Origin of the sequence: Hydrogenophaga sp., from assembly GCF_031426985.1 — a bacterium.
In the GTDB taxonomy this organism is placed as follows: domain Bacteria; phylum Pseudomonadota; class Gammaproteobacteria; order Burkholderiales; family Burkholderiaceae_C; genus Hydrogenophaga.
Window position 1 is genome coordinate 74,392 of the sequence record NZ_JASJOY010000097.1, and the last position, 15,316, is coordinate 89,707.

At 70.5% G+C, this 15,316-nt stretch carries 16 protein-coding genes; 8 read left to right on the forward strand and 8 right to left on the reverse strand.

Features of this window, described 5'->3' with window-relative positions; translation table 11 throughout:
• Positions 1–5 precede the first annotated feature (5 nt).
• From RMP09_RS12680 to RMP09_RS12690, 3 genes are all read left to right on the forward strand, one after another.
• The gene (locus tag RMP09_RS12680; RefSeq protein WP_310566334.1) at positions 6–170 is read left to right on the forward strand and encodes a rubredoxin; all 165 of its coding nucleotides are present in this window, start codon (positions 6–8) and stop codon (positions 168–170) included.
• A gap of 85 nt (positions 171–255) precedes the next feature.
• Positions 256–810 carry a phosphatase PAP2 family protein gene (locus RMP09_RS12685; RefSeq protein WP_310566335.1) on the forward strand — a complete coding sequence of 185 codons (555 nt, stop codon included), beginning with the start codon at positions 256–258 and terminating at the stop codon, positions 808–810.
• Positions 811–921: 111 nt separating this feature from the next.
• Positions 922–2,115 (forward strand): phosphoglycerate kinase, encoded by a 1,194-nt coding sequence (locus tag RMP09_RS12690; protein WP_310566336.1) that lies wholly within the window; start codon positions 922–924, stop codon positions 2,113–2,115.
• Positions 2,116–2,137: 22 nt separating this feature from the next.
• Here RMP09_RS12690 and RMP09_RS12695 read toward each other — a convergent pair whose 3' ends face one another.
• The 3 genes from RMP09_RS12695 to RMP09_RS12705 form a co-directional block, all read right to left on the reverse strand.
• A complete protein-coding gene (locus RMP09_RS12695) occupies positions 2,138–4,174 on the reverse strand; it encodes a 4-oxalomesaconate tautomerase (RefSeq protein ID WP_310566337.1) in 2,037 nt (678 codons plus the stop codon).
• Positions 4,175–4,193: 19 nt separating this feature from the next.
• Positions 4,194–5,111, reverse strand: coding sequence for a porin (locus RMP09_RS12700; RefSeq protein ID WP_310566338.1), 918 nt, complete (start codon positions 5,109–5,111; stop codon positions 4,194–4,196).
• Positions 5,112–5,275: 164 nt separating this feature from the next.
• Entirely contained in the window at positions 5,276–6,232 is a 957-nt protein-coding gene (locus tag RMP09_RS12705; protein WP_310566339.1) for a tripartite tricarboxylate transporter substrate binding protein, read from the reverse strand.
• 127 nt (positions 6,233–6,359) lie between these two features.
• On the opposite strand from RMP09_RS12705, the gene RMP09_RS12710 reads away from it, so the two are divergent.
• Positions 6,360–7,295 (forward strand): LysR family transcriptional regulator, encoded by a 936-nt coding sequence (locus RMP09_RS12710; protein ID WP_310566340.1) that lies wholly within the window; start codon positions 6,360–6,362, stop codon positions 7,293–7,295.
• 10 nt (positions 7,296–7,305) lie between these two features.
• On the opposite strand, the gene RMP09_RS12715 is transcribed toward RMP09_RS12710, so the two are convergent.
• The 3 genes from RMP09_RS12715 to RMP09_RS12725 all read right to left on the reverse strand — a co-directional run bounded on the left by RMP09_RS12715 (position 7,306) and on the right by RMP09_RS12725 (position 9,517).
• Positions 7,306–7,701: a YbaN family protein gene (locus tag RMP09_RS12715; protein ID WP_310566341.1), complete on the reverse strand. Its 396-nt coding sequence runs from the start codon at positions 7,699–7,701 to the stop codon at positions 7,306–7,308.
• The gene (locus RMP09_RS12720; protein WP_310566342.1) at positions 7,698–8,108 is read right to left on the reverse strand and encodes a SirB2 family protein; all 411 of its coding nucleotides are present in this window, start codon (positions 8,106–8,108) and stop codon (positions 7,698–7,700) included. Before RMP09_RS12720 ends, RMP09_RS12715 begins: the two co-directional genes overlap by 4 nt.
• 302 nt (positions 8,109–8,410) lie before the next feature.
• Positions 8,411–9,517, reverse strand: a complete 1,107-nt coding sequence (locus RMP09_RS12725) for an alkene reductase (protein ID WP_310566343.1) — start codon at positions 9,515–9,517, stop codon at positions 8,411–8,413.
• Between the two features lie 155 nt (positions 9,518–9,672).
• Between RMP09_RS12725 and RMP09_RS12730 the strand changes: the two genes are divergently transcribed.
• On the forward strand, positions 9,673–10,698 hold the full coding sequence (locus RMP09_RS12730) for an LLM class flavin-dependent oxidoreductase (protein WP_310566344.1): 1,026 nt from the start codon (positions 9,673–9,675) through the stop codon (positions 10,696–10,698).
• Here RMP09_RS12730 and RMP09_RS12735 read toward each other — a convergent pair.
• Complete coding sequence (locus RMP09_RS12735) at positions 10,670–11,545, reverse strand: AraC family transcriptional regulator (protein ID WP_310566345.1); 876 nt, start codon at positions 11,543–11,545, stop codon at positions 10,670–10,672. The two genes, RMP09_RS12730 and RMP09_RS12735, sit on opposite strands and share 29 nt — an antisense overlap.
• A 129-nt stretch (positions 11,546–11,674) precedes the next feature.
• Here RMP09_RS12735 and RMP09_RS12740 point away from each other — a divergent pair, with 129 nt between their 5' ends.
• Positions 11,675–12,442: a hypothetical protein gene (locus RMP09_RS12740; protein ID WP_310566346.1), complete on the forward strand. Its 768-nt coding sequence runs from the start codon at positions 11,675–11,677 to the stop codon at positions 12,440–12,442.
• Between the two features lie 35 nt (positions 12,443–12,477).
• Here the strand turns inward: RMP09_RS12740 and RMP09_RS12745 are convergent, their stop codons facing one another.
• On the reverse strand, positions 12,478–13,773 hold the full coding sequence (locus RMP09_RS12745) for an acyl-CoA dehydrogenase family protein (RefSeq protein WP_310566347.1): 1,296 nt from the start codon (positions 13,771–13,773) through the stop codon (positions 12,478–12,480).
• Between the two features lie 141 nt (positions 13,774–13,914).
• Here RMP09_RS12745 and queE point away from each other — a divergent pair, with 141 nt between their 5' ends.
• Positions 13,915–14,547 (forward strand): 7-carboxy-7-deazaguanine synthase, encoded by a 633-nt coding sequence (gene queE / locus RMP09_RS12750; RefSeq protein WP_310566348.1) that lies wholly within the window; start codon positions 13,915–13,917, stop codon positions 14,545–14,547.
• Positions 14,548–14,770: 223 nt separating this feature from the next.
• Positions 14,771–15,136, forward strand: coding sequence for a 6-carboxytetrahydropterin synthase (locus tag RMP09_RS12755; RefSeq protein WP_310566349.1), 366 nt, complete (start codon positions 14,771–14,773; stop codon positions 15,134–15,136).
• The last annotated feature ends 180 nt before the right edge of the window (positions 15,137–15,316 follow it).

Sequence of the window (15,316 nt, forward strand, 5' to 3'; positions counted from 1 at the left end):
AGCTCATGAACACCTGGATGTGCGTGGTGTGCGGATTCATCTACGACGAAGCCCAGGGCGACCCCGACAGCGGGATCGCGCCCGGCACCCGCTGGGCCGACGTGCCCGAGGACTGGCGCTGCCCCGAATGCGGGGTCGGCAAGGCCGACGTTGTGATGTGCACGCTTTGAGCCGCAGCCCGAACGGGTGGCCCGGGTTTTCACCGGGGTGCCACATAAGCTGGGGATCATCTGCCGGCCCCAGCATGCCGGCACGATGCCCGACCTGAACCTCCCACTCTTTCACTGGATCAACCTCGGCCCGCAGCCACACACCCTGCTGCTGTGGCTGGCGCGCATCTCGTCCACCGTGTTGCCGTCGGCGGCGCTGGTGGGTGTCTGTGCGGCGCTCTGCCTGCGCGAGCCGGGCGTGCGGCGCGCCATGACCGTGGCGCTGCTGGCCATGCTGCTGGCCTGGCTGGTCTCGCGCGGGCTGTCCGCCCTGTGGCCCATGCCGCGCCCCTTCGCCCTGGGGCTGGGGGTCCAGTGGCTGGAACACAAAGCCACCCCGAGTTTTCCCAGCAGCCACGCCAGTGCCGCATTTGCCATGGGCTTTGCGCTGTGGCGGCGGCTGCGCGGCCGGCCGGGGCGCTGGGTCCCGCTGGGGCTGGCCGCGCTCGTGGGCTGGAGCCGTGTGGCCCTGGGCCTGCACTTTCCGCTGGACGTGCTGGCCGGCGTGGGTGTGGGTTACCTGTGCAGCCAGCTGGCCTGCCGGTCCATGGCCCTGCGCGGGGGCGACTGGGTGCTGGTGGCGGGACCCTTGCCGCGCTGACCGGCGCGCTGCGGTCGCCGGGGCGGGGCGTTCGGCCTTCCCTACAATCTTCCGGTTCGGCTCTGGCGGCTCGCGCTGCCAGGCCCTTGTCCACCGCCACCGGAAACCGCCATGCAATTCATCCGCTTCTCCGATCTCTGCGCCCAAGGCAAAGCCAAGGGCCAACGCGTCTTCATCCGTGCCGACCTGAACGTGCCGCAGAACGATGCGGGCGAGATCACCGAAGACACGCGCATCCGCGCCAGCATCCCGGCCATCCAGATGGCGCTGGACGCCGGTGCCGCGGTGATGGTCACCAGCCACCTGGGCCGCCCCACCGAAGGCGCGTTCAAACCCGAAGACTCCCTGGCACCCGTGGCCGCGCGCATGGGTGAACTCATGGGCCGCAGCATCCCGGTGGTGGCCAACTGGGTCGATGGCGACTTCGCCGTCGCGCCCGGTGAACTGGTCATGCTGGAGAACTGCCGCCTGAACGTGGGCGAGAAGAAGAACAAGCCCGAACTGGCGGCCAAACTGGGCCAGCTGTGCGACATCTTCGTGCACGACGCCTTCGGCACCGCGCACCGCGCCGAAGGCAGCACCTACGGCATCGCCGAGACCGCTCCCATCGCCTGCGCCGGCCCGCTGCTGGCGGCCGAGATGGACGCGATCGGCAAAGCGCTCGCCAACCCGAAGCGCCCGCTGATCGCCATCGTCGCCGGCAGCAAGGTCAGCACCAAGCTCACCATCCTGCAGGCCCTGGCCAAGAACGTCGACGGCCTGATCGTCGGCGGCGGCATCGCCAACACCTTCATGCTCGCCGCGGGCCTGAAGATCGGCAAGAGCCTGGCCGAACCCGACCTGCTGGGCGAAGCCACGGCGGTGATCGCGGCCATGAAAGCGCGCGGCGCCGAGGTGCCGATCCCCGAAGACGTGGTCTGCGCCAAGGCCTTCAGCCCGGACGCCGAAGCGACGGTGAAAGCCGCCACCGACGTGGCCGACGACGACCTGATCCTGGACATCGGCCCCAAGACGGCCGCGAAGCTGGCCGCGCAGTTGAAGCAGGCCGGCACCATCGTCTGGAACGGCCCGGTGGGCGTGTTCGAGTTCGCGGCCTTCGAGAACGGCACCAAGGTGATCGCGCAGGCGATTGCCGAGAGCAGCGCCTTCAGCATCGCCGGTGGTGGCGACACGCTGGCTGCGATCGCCAAGTACGGCATCGAGAAGCAGGTGGGCTACATCTCCACCGGCGGCGGCGCCTTCCTCGAAGTGCTGGAAGGCAAGACGCTGCCGGCGTTTGAGGTGCTGGCGCGCCGCGCCGCCTGACCGACCGACCGACCGACCGGGTTCAGTCGGTGGCCATGTTCAGCCGCAGGCCGGTCTGACGCACCACGTCCTGCCAGCGCTCGCCTTCGGCGAGCAGCAGGTCGTGCAGCTCGCCCGGGGTTGAGGTCTGCACCTGCGCTCCGTCGGCCTGCATGCGCGCGGCCACCTCCGGATCGTTCAGCACCGTGTTCAGGGCGGCGTTGAGCTGGCGCGTCACCGCGTGCGGCGTCTTGGCCGGCGCGAACAGCGCGTACCACTGCGTCATCGCCAGGCCCGGCACGCCCGCCTCCTGCAGCGTCGGCACATCCGGGCAGGCCGCCAGCCGTTCGGTGCCGGCCACAGCCAGCGCCTTCAGCCGCTGGCTGCGCAGGTACGGCAGGGCGGTGAACAGGCTCGGGAACATCAGCTGCACCAGACCGTTGGCCACGTCGGCAATCGCTGGCCCGGCGCCGGAGAAATCGGCGCGGGTCAGGCGCGTGCCGGTCTGCAGCTGGAACAGCTCGGCCGCCAGCTGCGGCACCGTGCCGTCGCCCGCCGAGGCGTAGGCCAGCGGCGCCGGCGCGTCGCGCAACAGCCGCACCAGCTCGGACACGTTGTTGACCGGCAGTGACGCCGGCACCACCAGCAGCGTGGGCGAATAGCCGATCAGGCCCACCGGCGAGAAGTCGGCCACCGGGTCGTAGCGCAGCTTCTGCAGCGCCGGGTTGATGCCGTGCGTCGCGATGTAGCCGAACAGCAGGGTGTGGCCGTCGGGCTGCGCCGCGGCCACGTACTCGCTGGCGATGCTGCCGTTGGCGCCGGCCCGGTTGTCCACCACCACCGGCTGGCCCAGCAGGGGGCCGAGCTTGCGCGTGAGCGTGCGGGCCATGGTGTCGTTGCCACCACCGGCGCTGGTGGGCACGATGATGTGCAGCTCGCGCTGCGGGAAGTTGCGCACGGCGCTGGGCGCGGCACCTGGTGACGCTTCCGGCACCGGCACAGCGGGCGGGAACACATAACCCGGCAGGTGCAGCATGCCCTGCATGATCTTGCGCGCAGTGCGCACCAGGGCCGCGCTCTTGATGGCGATCGCGTCGCCCTCGCCTTCCAGGTCCACCGCCACGTCGATCTGACCAGCTGGGTGCAGCACCACCAGCGCATGGCGCCCGGCCGCGCGTGCGCCGCCGCTGGCGACGGTGCCCGGCAGAGCGAAGGCTGTGGCCACGCCGATGGCGCCGGTGACCGCGTGCGAAGCGTGGCACTTGTGCGGCGTGAAGTAGCGCGAGGTGATGCTGTCGGGCGTGTCGCCTGCGCTGACCAGCACCGGCTTGGGGATCACGCTGGCCGACACATCGCCCAGGCCCATGCGCCGGCCGGCTTCGAGCCGCAGCGCCTCGATGCGCGCCAGCAGCGCGGTGTTGGCGTCCAGCTCGGCCGGGCGCTCGCGGCCCGTGAGGCCGAGGTCGGCGGCGCGCAGCATCATCAGCGGCATGGCCGCGTCGATGCAGGTCACCTCCAGCCCGTCGATCAGGTCGATGCGCTGGCCGGTGGGGAACACCTGGCCGGTGACCGCGCCCCAGGCGTCCAGGAAGTTCAGCAGGATCGGCGCCGCCGTGCCGGCCACGCCGTCGATGCGCGCGTCGCCGTCGTAGCTCACCTTGCCGCCCGGCGTGCAGACCGTGGCCTCGATCTGGGCCCCGGTGTTGACGTTGTGGATGCGGACCGTGGTGGTGCCGTCCTGCGCCGCGATCAGCCCCTGCTCGATGGCAAACGGCGCCACGCCCGAGAGCATGTTGCCGCAGTTGGGCCGCGTGTCGACCGAGCGGTGGCCGACGCCGACCTGGGCGAACAGGTAGTCGAGGTCGCAGCCGGGCACGCTGGAGCGCGAGACGATGGCGACCTTGCTGTTGAGCGTGCTGCCGCCGCCCAGGCCGTCGAGCTGCAGCGGGTCGGAGGCGCCGATGGCGCCGATGAGGGCCTGGTCGCGCGCCTCGTCGCCTTCGGGCAACCAGTCGCGCAGGAAGAAGGGGCCGCGCGACGTACCGGCCCGCATGAGCACACAGGGGATGGCGTAGTTCATGGCGGCCATGGGTTACCGATCAGAAGTTGTGACGGATGCCGAGCACGGTCGAGTTGACGTCCGTGGCCGCCTTGCCCTTGCCGTTGCGGATGTGCGCGGCGTACACCATGGTCCGCTTGGACAGGGGGTAGCGCGCATCCAGCAGCAGGTCGGAATCGTGTGCCTCGGTGTCGCGCGCCCAGTCGATCAGCAGTGCAACCGGGCCCACCTGGGTCGAGGCGCCCAGCGTGAAGCCCTTGCCTTTGCCGGCGCTCACCACGTCGTGCAGACTGGCGGCCACCCGCACGCCCCCGAACTGGTAGCTCGCGCCCAGGGCCTGGTTGCTGCTGCCGCCGCTGAGGTGGTTGTAGGACAGGCCCGCCGACAGGTTGCCGCTCTTGTAGATCACGTTCAGGTCGTTCTTGGCCACGCCCTTGTTGTCGGCCTTGAGGATGTGCCCGAGGGAGAAGCTCAGTCCGTTGAAACTGGGGGAGCTGTAGCTGATCTCGCTGCTGTTGCGCGAATCCAGTCCGGCGAACTTGAACTGGCTGCTCACGACGTTGTAGTTGGCGGCGCCGGACAGGTCCCAGGCCCTGAACCCGCCGTAGCTGGGCGTGAGCGTGCGGCCCAGCTTCACGGCGCCAAAGCCGCCGCTCAGCGACAGGTTGGCGGCGCGCGAAAACATGGCGGTCTGGGTGGCGCCCGAGGTCGGGTCGATCTGGGCTTCCAGGTTGAACGAGGCCTTCATGCCGCCGCCCAGGTCCTCGGTGCCGCGGTAGCCGATGCGGCTGCTGCCGTTGGTGAGCGGGGCCGCGCCGCCCAGTTTGAGCGACTTCCCGCTGACTTTGGCCAGCGAGAGGTCGACCACGCCGTAGAGCTGCACAGCGGACTGGGCATGGGCCGCAGAGGCCAGGGACAGGGCGGCCACGGTGGCCAGGGCGAAGGTGTGTTTTTGCATGTCGGTTGTCTCCAGGGGGTTCAGGTTTCGGGCGGGTGTGGGCGCGCTTCGGGGCGCGCCGACCCTGGCCCGGTGATCGGTCGAACGACCACGGCGGTCGTGTTCAAAGGGAGGGCGCAGGCGCGCCGGTCAGGGGCGGCCCGCGGGGGCTGCGTGTGGCGTGTTCAGTTCGCGGTCAGCTTGGCCTTGAGCACGACGGCCTTCCACTTCGCCAGCTCCGACTTCACCAGGCTGCCGAGCTGCTCGGGCGTGCTGGTCTCGACGTCGGCGCCGTGGTCTTCCATGCGCTTGATAACGTCCTTGTCGGACAGCACCTCGTTGATGGACTTGTTGAGCTTGGCGACCACGTCCTTCGGGGTCTTGGCCGGCGCGAAGATGGCGTACCACTGTTGCACTTCGACCCCGTCCACGCCGGCCTCCTTCATGGTCGGCACATCGGGCAGCAGCGGCGAGCGCTTGGGGCCGGCGATGGCCAGCGCCTTGAGCTTGCCGCCCTTGACATGGGGCAGCGCCGTGAACAGGCTGGGGAACATGAACTGGGTCTGGCCGCCCAGGGTGTCGTTGATGGCGGGCGAAGCGCCCTTGTAGGGCACGCCGATCATCTCCACGCCCGCGTTGAGCTTGAACAGTTCGCCCGCGAAGTGCGGCGCCGTGCCGTTGCCGGCGGTGGCGTACACGTAACGCTCGGGCTTGGCCTTGAGCTGGGCGACCAGGTCCTTGATGTCTTTCACGGGCGTGGCGGCGTTGGCCACCATCACGACACCCGAGTAGCCCACCATGGCCACCGGTTCGAAATCGGTCACCGGGTCGTAGCGCAGCTTCTGCAGCGCGGGGTTCATGGCGTGGGTGGCGATGTAGCCCAGCATCAGCGTGTGGCCGTCGGGCGTGGCCCGGGCCACGTACTCGCTGGCGATGGCGCCGTTGGCGCCGGCCTTGTTCTCCACGATCACGCTCTGGCCCAGCAGGCCACCGAGCTTTTGGGCGATGGTGCGGGCCATCAGGTCGTTGCCGCCACCAGCGGCGGTGGGCACGACGATGGTCACGGTCTTGCTGGGAAAGCCTTGCGCAGCGCCGGTGAGGGCGGTCAGGGCCAGGGCGATCGCGGTGAGGGTGGATTTCATGAATTTGTCTCCGTCGGTTGAAAGTGGGCGCATCATCCGGCGCCCACAGATATCTGTGAATTGCATAGTTGAGATCGATTGATCCACAATATGCATCAATCAAAACCCCCCGTCATCCCCGCCACCCATGTCCGCACACTTCGATCTCAACGACCTGTTCGCCTTCCGTGCCGTGGCCGAACTGGGCAACTTCCGCAAGGCCGCGGAGTCGGTGCACATCTCGCAGCCGGCGTTCAGCCGGCGCATCGACAAGCTGGAGCAGGCGCTGGGCGTGCGGCTGCTCGAACGCAGCACGCGCCGCGTCAGCCTCACCGTGGTGGGGCGCGATTTTGACCGCCAGCTGCGCCAGATCCTCGATGCGCTGGACACCACCCTGCTGGGCATCCGCGGCGTGGCGGCCACGCGCATGGGCGAGGTCACCATCGCGGCCGTGCCCTCGGCGGTGAACTACTTCCTCTCCAGTGTGATCGCGCGTTACCACGAGCGCTACCCGCGCGTGCGCGTGAAGATCATCGACGAGAGCGCCAACGCGGTGTTGCTGGCGGTGGCGCGCGGCGAGGCCGACTTCGGTCTGAATTTCGTCGGCTCGCAGGAGGGCGATGTGGAGTTCAAGCCGCTGGTGGAAGAACACTTCGTGGCGGCCTGCCGGCGCGACCACCCGCTGGCGAAGAAGCGACAGGTGCGCTGGGCCGAACTCGCGCAGTACGACTACATCGCCGCCGACAAGGTCTCGGGCAACCGCCTGCTGCTCGACCAGGCGCTGGCCGGCATGGCCGAGCAGCCGCACAGCCTGTACGAAACACGGCACGGCACGACCATGATCGGCCTGGTGGAGGCGGGGCTGGGCGTGGCGGTGGTGCCCTCGATGGCGATGCCGGCGAAAGACCACCCGCTGCTGGCCAGCGTGCCGCTGGTGGACCCGGTGGTCAAACGCATGGTGGGGCTGATCAAGCGCCGCTCGACGGTGCTGACACCGGCGGCGCAGGAGTTCTACAACCTCTGTGCCGCCATGCAGACCGGCAAGCCGCGCCGGCGCACGCGCGCCGCCGCCGCGGCTGCGTGACGCGCTTTCTTCAGGGCTTGCGCGTCGGAATGCGCAGCACCACCCAGGCGCCGATGGCGCCCAGCGCCACCAGCACCGCCTGCGCGATCCAGCGGTGGCGGAAGCTCCAGATCGAGAAGCTCACCATCACCAGCATCGAGCCGACCGAGATCAGCTTGGTGCGCCGCGTGAGGCTGCGGTTGGCTTCCCAGTCGCGCAGCAGCGGCCCGGTGAGCCGGTGGTTCAGCAGCCAGGCGTGCAGGCGCGGGGAGGCCTTGGCGTAACAGGCCGCGGCCAGCAGCACGAAGGGCGTGGTCGGCAGACCCGGCACCACGACGCCGATCAGGCCCAGAACCAGCGAGACCGAGCCCGCGAGCCAGAGCAGGCCGCGCACCAGGCGCGAGTGATGGACCGTCGGGGCGCTCATGGTGCGAACCAGCCCAGCGGGTGGTGGGCCAGCGCGATGCCCACCATGAACCCCACGACCGCGAGCGCGGCGACATAGCAGGCCGCCCGGGCGCCGCGCGTGGGGGCCCGCTTCAGCGCCAGGGTACCCAGCACGATGTAGACGATCAGCAGCACCAGCTTGGCCAGCAGCCAGTGCTGCTGCGTGGGGTTGAGCTGCAGCAGCCACCACAGCGTGCCGCCGGCCAGCAGCAGCAGCGAGTCGATGACCGGGGCCAGGCCACGCGCCCAGTCGCGCATGGGCCAGGCCTGCCCGGCGAGCACGCCCAGGCCGCGCGCGGCGAACAGCGACACGCTCAGCGTCACCAGCGTGATGTGCAGCGGCAGGAGCCAGGGGTAGAGGGCGGCGACCAGTTCGGGGGAGGGCATGGTGCGCGCATCATAGGCGGGCGCAGTGGTGGGGCGCGGGGCTCAGACGGGCCAGCCGCCGGGCCGCCCCAAGGCAGGCCCAGCCCCCGCGGGGGTAGCGACCCGCGCAGCGGTGGAGCGTGGGGGCTCAGACGGGCCAGCCGCCGGGCCGCCGTCCCAAGGCTGGCCCAGCCCCCGCGGGGGGCAGCGACCCGTGCAGCGGTGGAGCGTGGGGGCTCAGACGGGCCAGCCGCCGGGCCGCCCCAAGGCAGGCCCAGCCCCCCTGGGGGGCAGCGACCCGCGCAGCGGCGGAGCGTGGGGGCTCAAGCCTCCAGGAACGGGTAGTCGGTGTAGCCCTTTTCAGCGCCGCCGTAGAAGGTCATCTTGTCCGGCGGGTTGAAGGGGCCGCCGCGGCGCAGGCGGGCCACCAGGTCGGGGTTGGCGATGTAGGCCTTGCCGAAGGCCACGAGGTCGGCGCCGTCGGCCAGCGCCTGCTGGGCCAGCGGCAGGTCGTAGCCGTTGTTGACCATCCAGGCGCCGGTGCCGCCCGCACTGCGGTAGGCGGTCTTGAATGCGGCGTAGTCGAACGGCCGATCGGGCAGTGTGCGCGGGCCGCCGGTCGAGCCTTCGATCACGTGCACATAGGCCAGGCCCAGCGGGCCGAGCTGGCGCGCCACGTGCTCGAACAGCGGCTGCGGGTCGGCGTCGACAATGTCGTTGGCCGGGGTCACCGGCGAGAGGCGGATGCCGGTGCGGCCGCCACCGATGGCGTCGGTCACCGCGGCCACCACTTCCAGCAGCAGGCGCGCGCGGTTGGCGATGCTGCCGCCGTAGTCGTCCTTGCGGTGGTTGGCGCCGGTCTTGAGGAACTGGTCGATCAGGTAGCCGTTGGCGGCGTGGATCTCGACCCCGTCAAAGCCGGCGCTGATGGCGTTCATGGCCGCGTGGCGGTAGGTCATCACGATGCCCGGGATCTCTTCGGCGTCCAGCGCGCGCGGCTCGGAGGTGTCGACGAAGGTCGGCACGCCGTTCTTGATCAGCACGGTCTTGGTGTGGGCGCGGATGGCCGAGGGCGCCACCGGCTTCTGGAAGTGCGGCTGCAGTTCCAGGTGCGAGACGCGGCCCACGTGCCAGAGCTGGCAGACGATCTTGCCGCCGGCCTCGTGCACGGCGCGGGTCACGCGCTTCCAGCCGTCCAGCTGCTCGGTGCCGTACAGGCCCGGCACGTCGGCGTAACCCTGGCCTTCGTGGCAGATGGCGGTGGCTTCGGTGATCAGCAGGCCGGCGCTGGCGCGCTGGGCGTAGTACTCGGCCATCAGCGGTGTGGGGATGGCGTCGGGCGCGCGGTTGCGCGTCAGCGGCGCCATGACGATGCGGTTGGCCAGGTGCAGGTCACCGGCGGTGACGGGGTCGAAGAGGGTGGTGGTCATGGTCGGGTGGATGGGAACGGTGAAGCAGGGGACAGTGGCCAGAGCCTACGCCGGGTGCGCCCGCTTGACCACCAGCGGCGGGACAAGGCTTGCGTTGCGTCAGGGTTTGGCGCCGGTGACAGCGCCGGTGCGGGCACCGGACCACAATCGGGCGCATGAAAAACCTGACCGACATCCGGCTCTCCCTGCTCGACCTGGTCGCCGTGCGCGAAGGCGGCACGGTGGCCGACGCCCTGGCCATCGCCTTGCGCACCGCGCAGCACGCCGAGCGCCTGGGCTTCACCCGCTACTGGCTGGCCGAGCACCACAACATGAGCGGCATCGCCAGCTCGGCCACGGCCGTGCTGGTCGGCCACATCGCGGGCGCCACGCAGCGCATCCGCGTCGGCTCGGGTGGCGTGATGCTGCCCAACCACGCGCCGCTGGTGGTGGCCGAGGCCTTCGGCACCCTGGCCGAGCTGCACCCCGGCCGCATCGACCTGGGCCTGGGCCGCGCGCCCGGCACCGACCCGCTGACCATGCGCGCGCTGCGCCGCGACCGCCGCGAGACCGAAGACGATTTCCCGCGCGACGTGGCCGAGCTGCAGCGTCTGCTCGACGACCCCCAGCCCGGCCAGCGCCTGATCGCCATGCCCGGCGCGGGCACGAAGGTGCCGATCTGGCTGCTGGGGTCGAGCCTGTTCTCGGCCCAGCTGGCGGCCGAACGCGGCCTGCCCTACGCCTTTGCCTCGCACTTCGCGCCGCGCTACCTGCTGCAGGCGCTGGACATGTACCGCGCCAACTTCAAGCCTTCGAAAGTGCTGGACAGGCCCTACGCCATCGTCGGCGTGCCGCTGATCGCCGCGCCGACCGACGACGAGGCCGAGTACCTGGCCAGCAGCACCTACCAGCGCGTGCTGGGCATCCTCACGGGCCAGCGCGGTCAGCTGCCGGCGCCGGTCGAGGGTTTCATGGAACGGCTGGACACGCAGGCCCGCGCCGCCATCGCCGACTTCCTGGCCTGCGCCGTGGTGGGCGGGCCGGACACGGTGCGCGACGGTCTGCAGCAGCTGGCCGAAGCGACCCAGGCCGACGAGTTCATGCTGGTCAGCGACGTGTTCGATCCGGCGCTGCGGCTGCGCTCGCTGGACATCGCCGCGCAGGCGATGGGGCTCAATCCGGCGGTGGTGCCGACGCCTTGAGCCAGTCGCGCGGTGAGCGCCCGGACTTGGCGGCGAACGCGCGGCTCAGGGCCGAGGGGTTGGCGTAACCCAGCTCGCTGGCCAGCCGCTTGATGGAGGCGCCCTGCAGCAGACCGGCCTGGGCCAGGCCGATGCGCCAGTCGGCGAGGTAATCCGCCGGTGTCTGGCCCACCAGATCCCGAAAGCGCTGGCTGAAGCCGGTGCGCGAGAGGCCGGCGACCGCCGCCAGCTCTGCCACGCTCCAGGGCTGGCCGGGCGCCTCGTGCAGAGCGACGATGGCGCGCGCCAGCTGCGGGTCCGACAGGCCGGTGACCAGGCCCGGCGGCACGCCGGCCTCGTGCGGGTGGTCGAGCAGCCAGCGCAGGGTCTGGATCAGCACCACCTCGAACAGCCGGTCGGCCAGCAGGCGGTGGCCACAGCGCACCCGGTCGGTCTCGGCGAACAGCAGGTCCAGCGCCGCGCCCAGCCCCTCGACCTGGCTCAGCGGCAGCACCAGAACGCCGGGCAGGGTGCGCACCAGCGGGTGTTCCTGGCCACCGTCGAAGTGCAGCTGGGCGCAGGTGAAGTCCGAGCCCTCGACCGGCGGGTTGTGGAAGTGGTGGGTGATGGCGCGCGGGTAGAACAGCAGCGAGGGCTCGTGGATGTACAGGCGCAGCGGCACGCACTGGCGCGGCGGGTGGGTGACCGTGAGCGTGCCCCGGCGCAGCAGGTGCAGGTAGCCCGTGCCCGGCGGCGGCGCAAAGCTCTGCACCCCGCACAGCGTGCCGGTGAACGACAGCTCGGCGCGGACACGGAAACGCTCCAGCAGGCCGGACAGGCGGTCGATGGGCGGCGGGGTGTCGGACATGCGGCGGCTGAACGAATGGGTATGAATGGCGGACGAAATGATCCCATCAGAGCGCGCGTCGGGTCAACACTGACCGTCCCGGGATCGCTGAACGGCGGTTCTATGTGCCACCCCACCCAGGAGTTCTCTATGCGTTCCATTCCCACACCGACCGTTCTGCGTGCCGCCTTGGTGGCGGCCTTTCTCGCGGCGGCAGGCCCCGCCCTGGCTGAAGGGCCGAAGGACGCGGCTGGCGGCATCGCGACCGCGCGCGCCAAGGCGGTCCACGCGCCCTTCGACATCGTGCGCACCCGCATCACCACCGAGGGCAAGCAACTGATGTTCCAGATGCAGGTCTCGGGCAAGGCCGGCCGCCTGCGCCCGACCAAGACCGGCCAGCTCGCCGGCAGCAAGGTGTTTTCCTATGTCTGGCCGACCAGCCTGGACCCGGCCGAGGTCGGCTTCGAGGCCAAGGCCGGCATCCTGGCCTTCGCCGTCACCGCCCACCCCGACTTCGACGACACGCCGCTGTTCGACGAAAACGGCGACGGCAAGCTCAAGAACGACGGCGGCGTCTGGCACTCGCACTGGGTGGTGCTGCAGCCCGACGAGGCCTGTGGCAAAGGCGCGCTGAAGGTGGTCGACATTCCCGAGGGCAGCCAACCGCGCCTGCCCAAGACCTGGCCCGGCCTGCCGCTGCTGATCGACAGCCCCGGCTGGAGCCCCCTCTTCGCGGGCGACCGCGTGAGCGTGCGGGTGCCGTTCGACGACGTGGCGGCCCACGCGCAGGCCAAGTTCGACGGCGTCACCGCGGCCCTGCGGGTCAACGCCAGCATGCACAACCCGCTGCTGTGTGTGGCGCAGGTGTTCAAGGTCGCGTCGGGCGATCTGTCGCTGCCGGGGGGGATCGATCGCTGAGAGCGCGACCCGCGCAGCGGCGGAGCGTGCGGGCCTCAGTTCAGATGCGGTGGCGTGCGCATCTGCTCCGGCGTCGTGAAGTAAGCGGCAGAAGACCCCAGACGCTCGCGCGCCTGCGCCAGCTCGTGCCGCGCCACGCTGCGCAGATGCACCTCGTCCGGGCCATCGAGCAGGTGCAGCGCGCGGCCCCAGGTCCAGAACTGCGCCAGCGGCGTGTCGGGCGACAGGCCCATGGCGCCGAAGATCTGCATCGCGCGGTCGACCACGCGGGTCTGCAGGCCGGCGGCGACCACCTTGATGGCCGCGACCTGCGCCCGCAGCGCCGCCGGCTCGGAGCGCTCCGGGTGGTCCAGCAGCCAGGCGCAGCGCAGCACCAGCAGCCGCGCCTGGTCGATCTCGATGCGCGAGAGCGCGATCCACTCCTGCACGTTGGCGTAGTCGGCCAGGTGGTGGCCGAAGCTGCGCCGCTCCAGCGCGCGCTCGGTCGCCAGTGCCAGCGCCAGTTCGCACTGGCCGATGGTGCGCATGCAGTGGTGCACCCGGCCCGGACCCAGGCGCGCCTGCGCCATCGCGAAGCCCGCGCCCCAGTCGCCCAGCAGCTGGTCGGCCGGCACCCGCACCTGGCGGAACACGATCTCGCAATGCCCCTCGGGCGCGTGGTGGTGCACCACGCTGATGTTGCGCACCACGGCCACACCCGGCGTGTCCAGCGGCACGAGCACCATGCTGTGCTGGTGGTGCTGGGTGTCGGGCGCGGTGCTGTCCTCACCGTCGTTGCGCGCCATCACGATCAGCAGCTTGCAATGCGGATGCGCCACGCCGGTGATGAACCACTTGCGGCCGCTGAGCACGAGATCATCGCCCTCGCGCCGCACGGTGGTCTGCAGGTTGGTCGGGTCCGACGAGGCCACGTCGGGTTCTGACATCGCGAAGGCCGAACGGATCGTGCCGTGCAGCAAGGGCATCAGCCAGCGTTCACGCTGCGCCGGCGTGGCGAAGCGGTGCAGCAGCTCCATGTTGCCGGTGTCGGGCGCGCTGCAGTTGAAGACCTCGGCCGCCCAGCTGAGCTTGCCCATGGCCTCGGCCAGCGGCGCGTAGTCGAGGTTGGAGAGGCGCGTGCCCGGCTCGTCCTCGCGCAGGCCGGGCAGGAACAGGTTCCACAGGCCTTCCTCCTGCGCCAGCGTCTTGAGGTCTTCCAGGAAGGGCGGCGGGTACTGCCCGTCCTGCACCGCCTGGTGCCAGGCCGGGTTGTGCGGCAGCAGGTACTGCTGCATGAAGTTCTCCAGCTGCCGCTGGAGCGCCTGCGCCCGGGGGCTGTGCTCAAAGTCCATGCGGGCATTGTGTGGAGCGCGGGGCCGCTTGTCAGCGCCCAAGCGACAGCGGCCCGGCCGTGGGCCCCGGTGGCGGACAATATTGGCCTCTTCGATACCACCCCGGGCGCCGCCTGTTTCGCGGCCCACCTGGCTTTCACCATGACCTACAGCGTCAAGGAAATCTTCTACACCCTGCAGGGCGAGGGCGCCAACGCTGGCCGCGCGGCGGTGTTCTGCCGCTTTGCCGGCTGCAACCTCTGGAGCGGGCGCGAGGCCGATCGCGCCAGCGCGGTCTGCACCTTCTGCGACACCGACTTCGTGGGCACCGACGGCACGCTGGGCGGCAAGTTCGCCAGCGCCGAGGCCCTGGCCGACACCATCGCCGGGCAGTGGCCCGCCGGCGCGGCCCCCGGCCTGGTGGTGCTGACCGGGGGCGAGCCGCTGCTGCAGGTGGACGAGGCCCTGACCGGCGCGCTGCACGCGCGCGGCTTCACCATCGCTGTGGAAACCAATGGCACGCTCGCGCCGCCCGCCGGGCTGGACTGGGTGTGCGTGAGCCCCAAGGCCGGCGCTCCGCTGCTGCTCACCCGCGGGCAGGAGTTGAAGGTCGTGGTGCCGCAGGACGGGCTGGACCTGGACGCGCTGGCCGAGCTGCCGTTCGACCACCACTTCCTGCAGGCCATGGACGGCCCGCTGGCGCGCCGCAACACCGAACTGGCCACCGCGCTGTGCCTGGCCGACCCGCGCTGGCGGCTCTCGGTGCAGACGCACAAGGTGTTGGGGATCCGGTGACCCTCCCCTGCGCCGCTTCGCTCGCCTTGCAGGCCGCAGCATGGGACAGAGCCCATGCTTCTTCGGGCTGTCCGAGCCTGCGCAGGCAGGCCCGGAGCCGCGGCCCTCAGCCCCCGGAGGGGGCCGCACCCTGTGGCCTGGCAAAGCCAGTTCCACGGGTGCCCTGGGCGGGGCACGTTCTCCGGCTGCGGCATGTGAATTGAGTTGATAGAGATGGATTGAGATGAGATACGAACTGAGTCAGAGCTTTTATTTCGAGGCCGCCCACACCTTGCGCCGCAAGATCGATGTCGAGCCCAGCCTGCGCATCCACGGCCACACCTACATCGCCGAGGTCACGCTGGCGGGCGAGCCCGACCCGGACAGCGGCATGCTGGTCGATCTGGCCCACCTGCGCGGCCACATCGAGACCCTGCGCCTGGCGCTGGACCACCGCTTCCTCGACGAGGTGGCCGACCTCGGCCCGGCCACGCTGGAAAACCTCTGCGCCTTCATCTGGCGTGCGATGGAAGCGCGCTACGCGCAGCAACTGGACTGCGTGGAGGTGCGCCGCCAGGCCAGCGGCGACGCCTGCCGGCTGCGCCGCTAGGCGCTTTCCCTCCCCCGGCGGCAGGGCCGGGGCCAGGGCGCCGGCTTGATGTGCATCAAGCCGGTTCTTGGGCGTTTTCGGGCCTCCGGGGCGTGCGATTTCTTGTCGCACATCAAACTACATATAGCGTGCCATGGATATCGTGCACACCATAGGTAGTGTTTCAACCCCGAAGGAGGA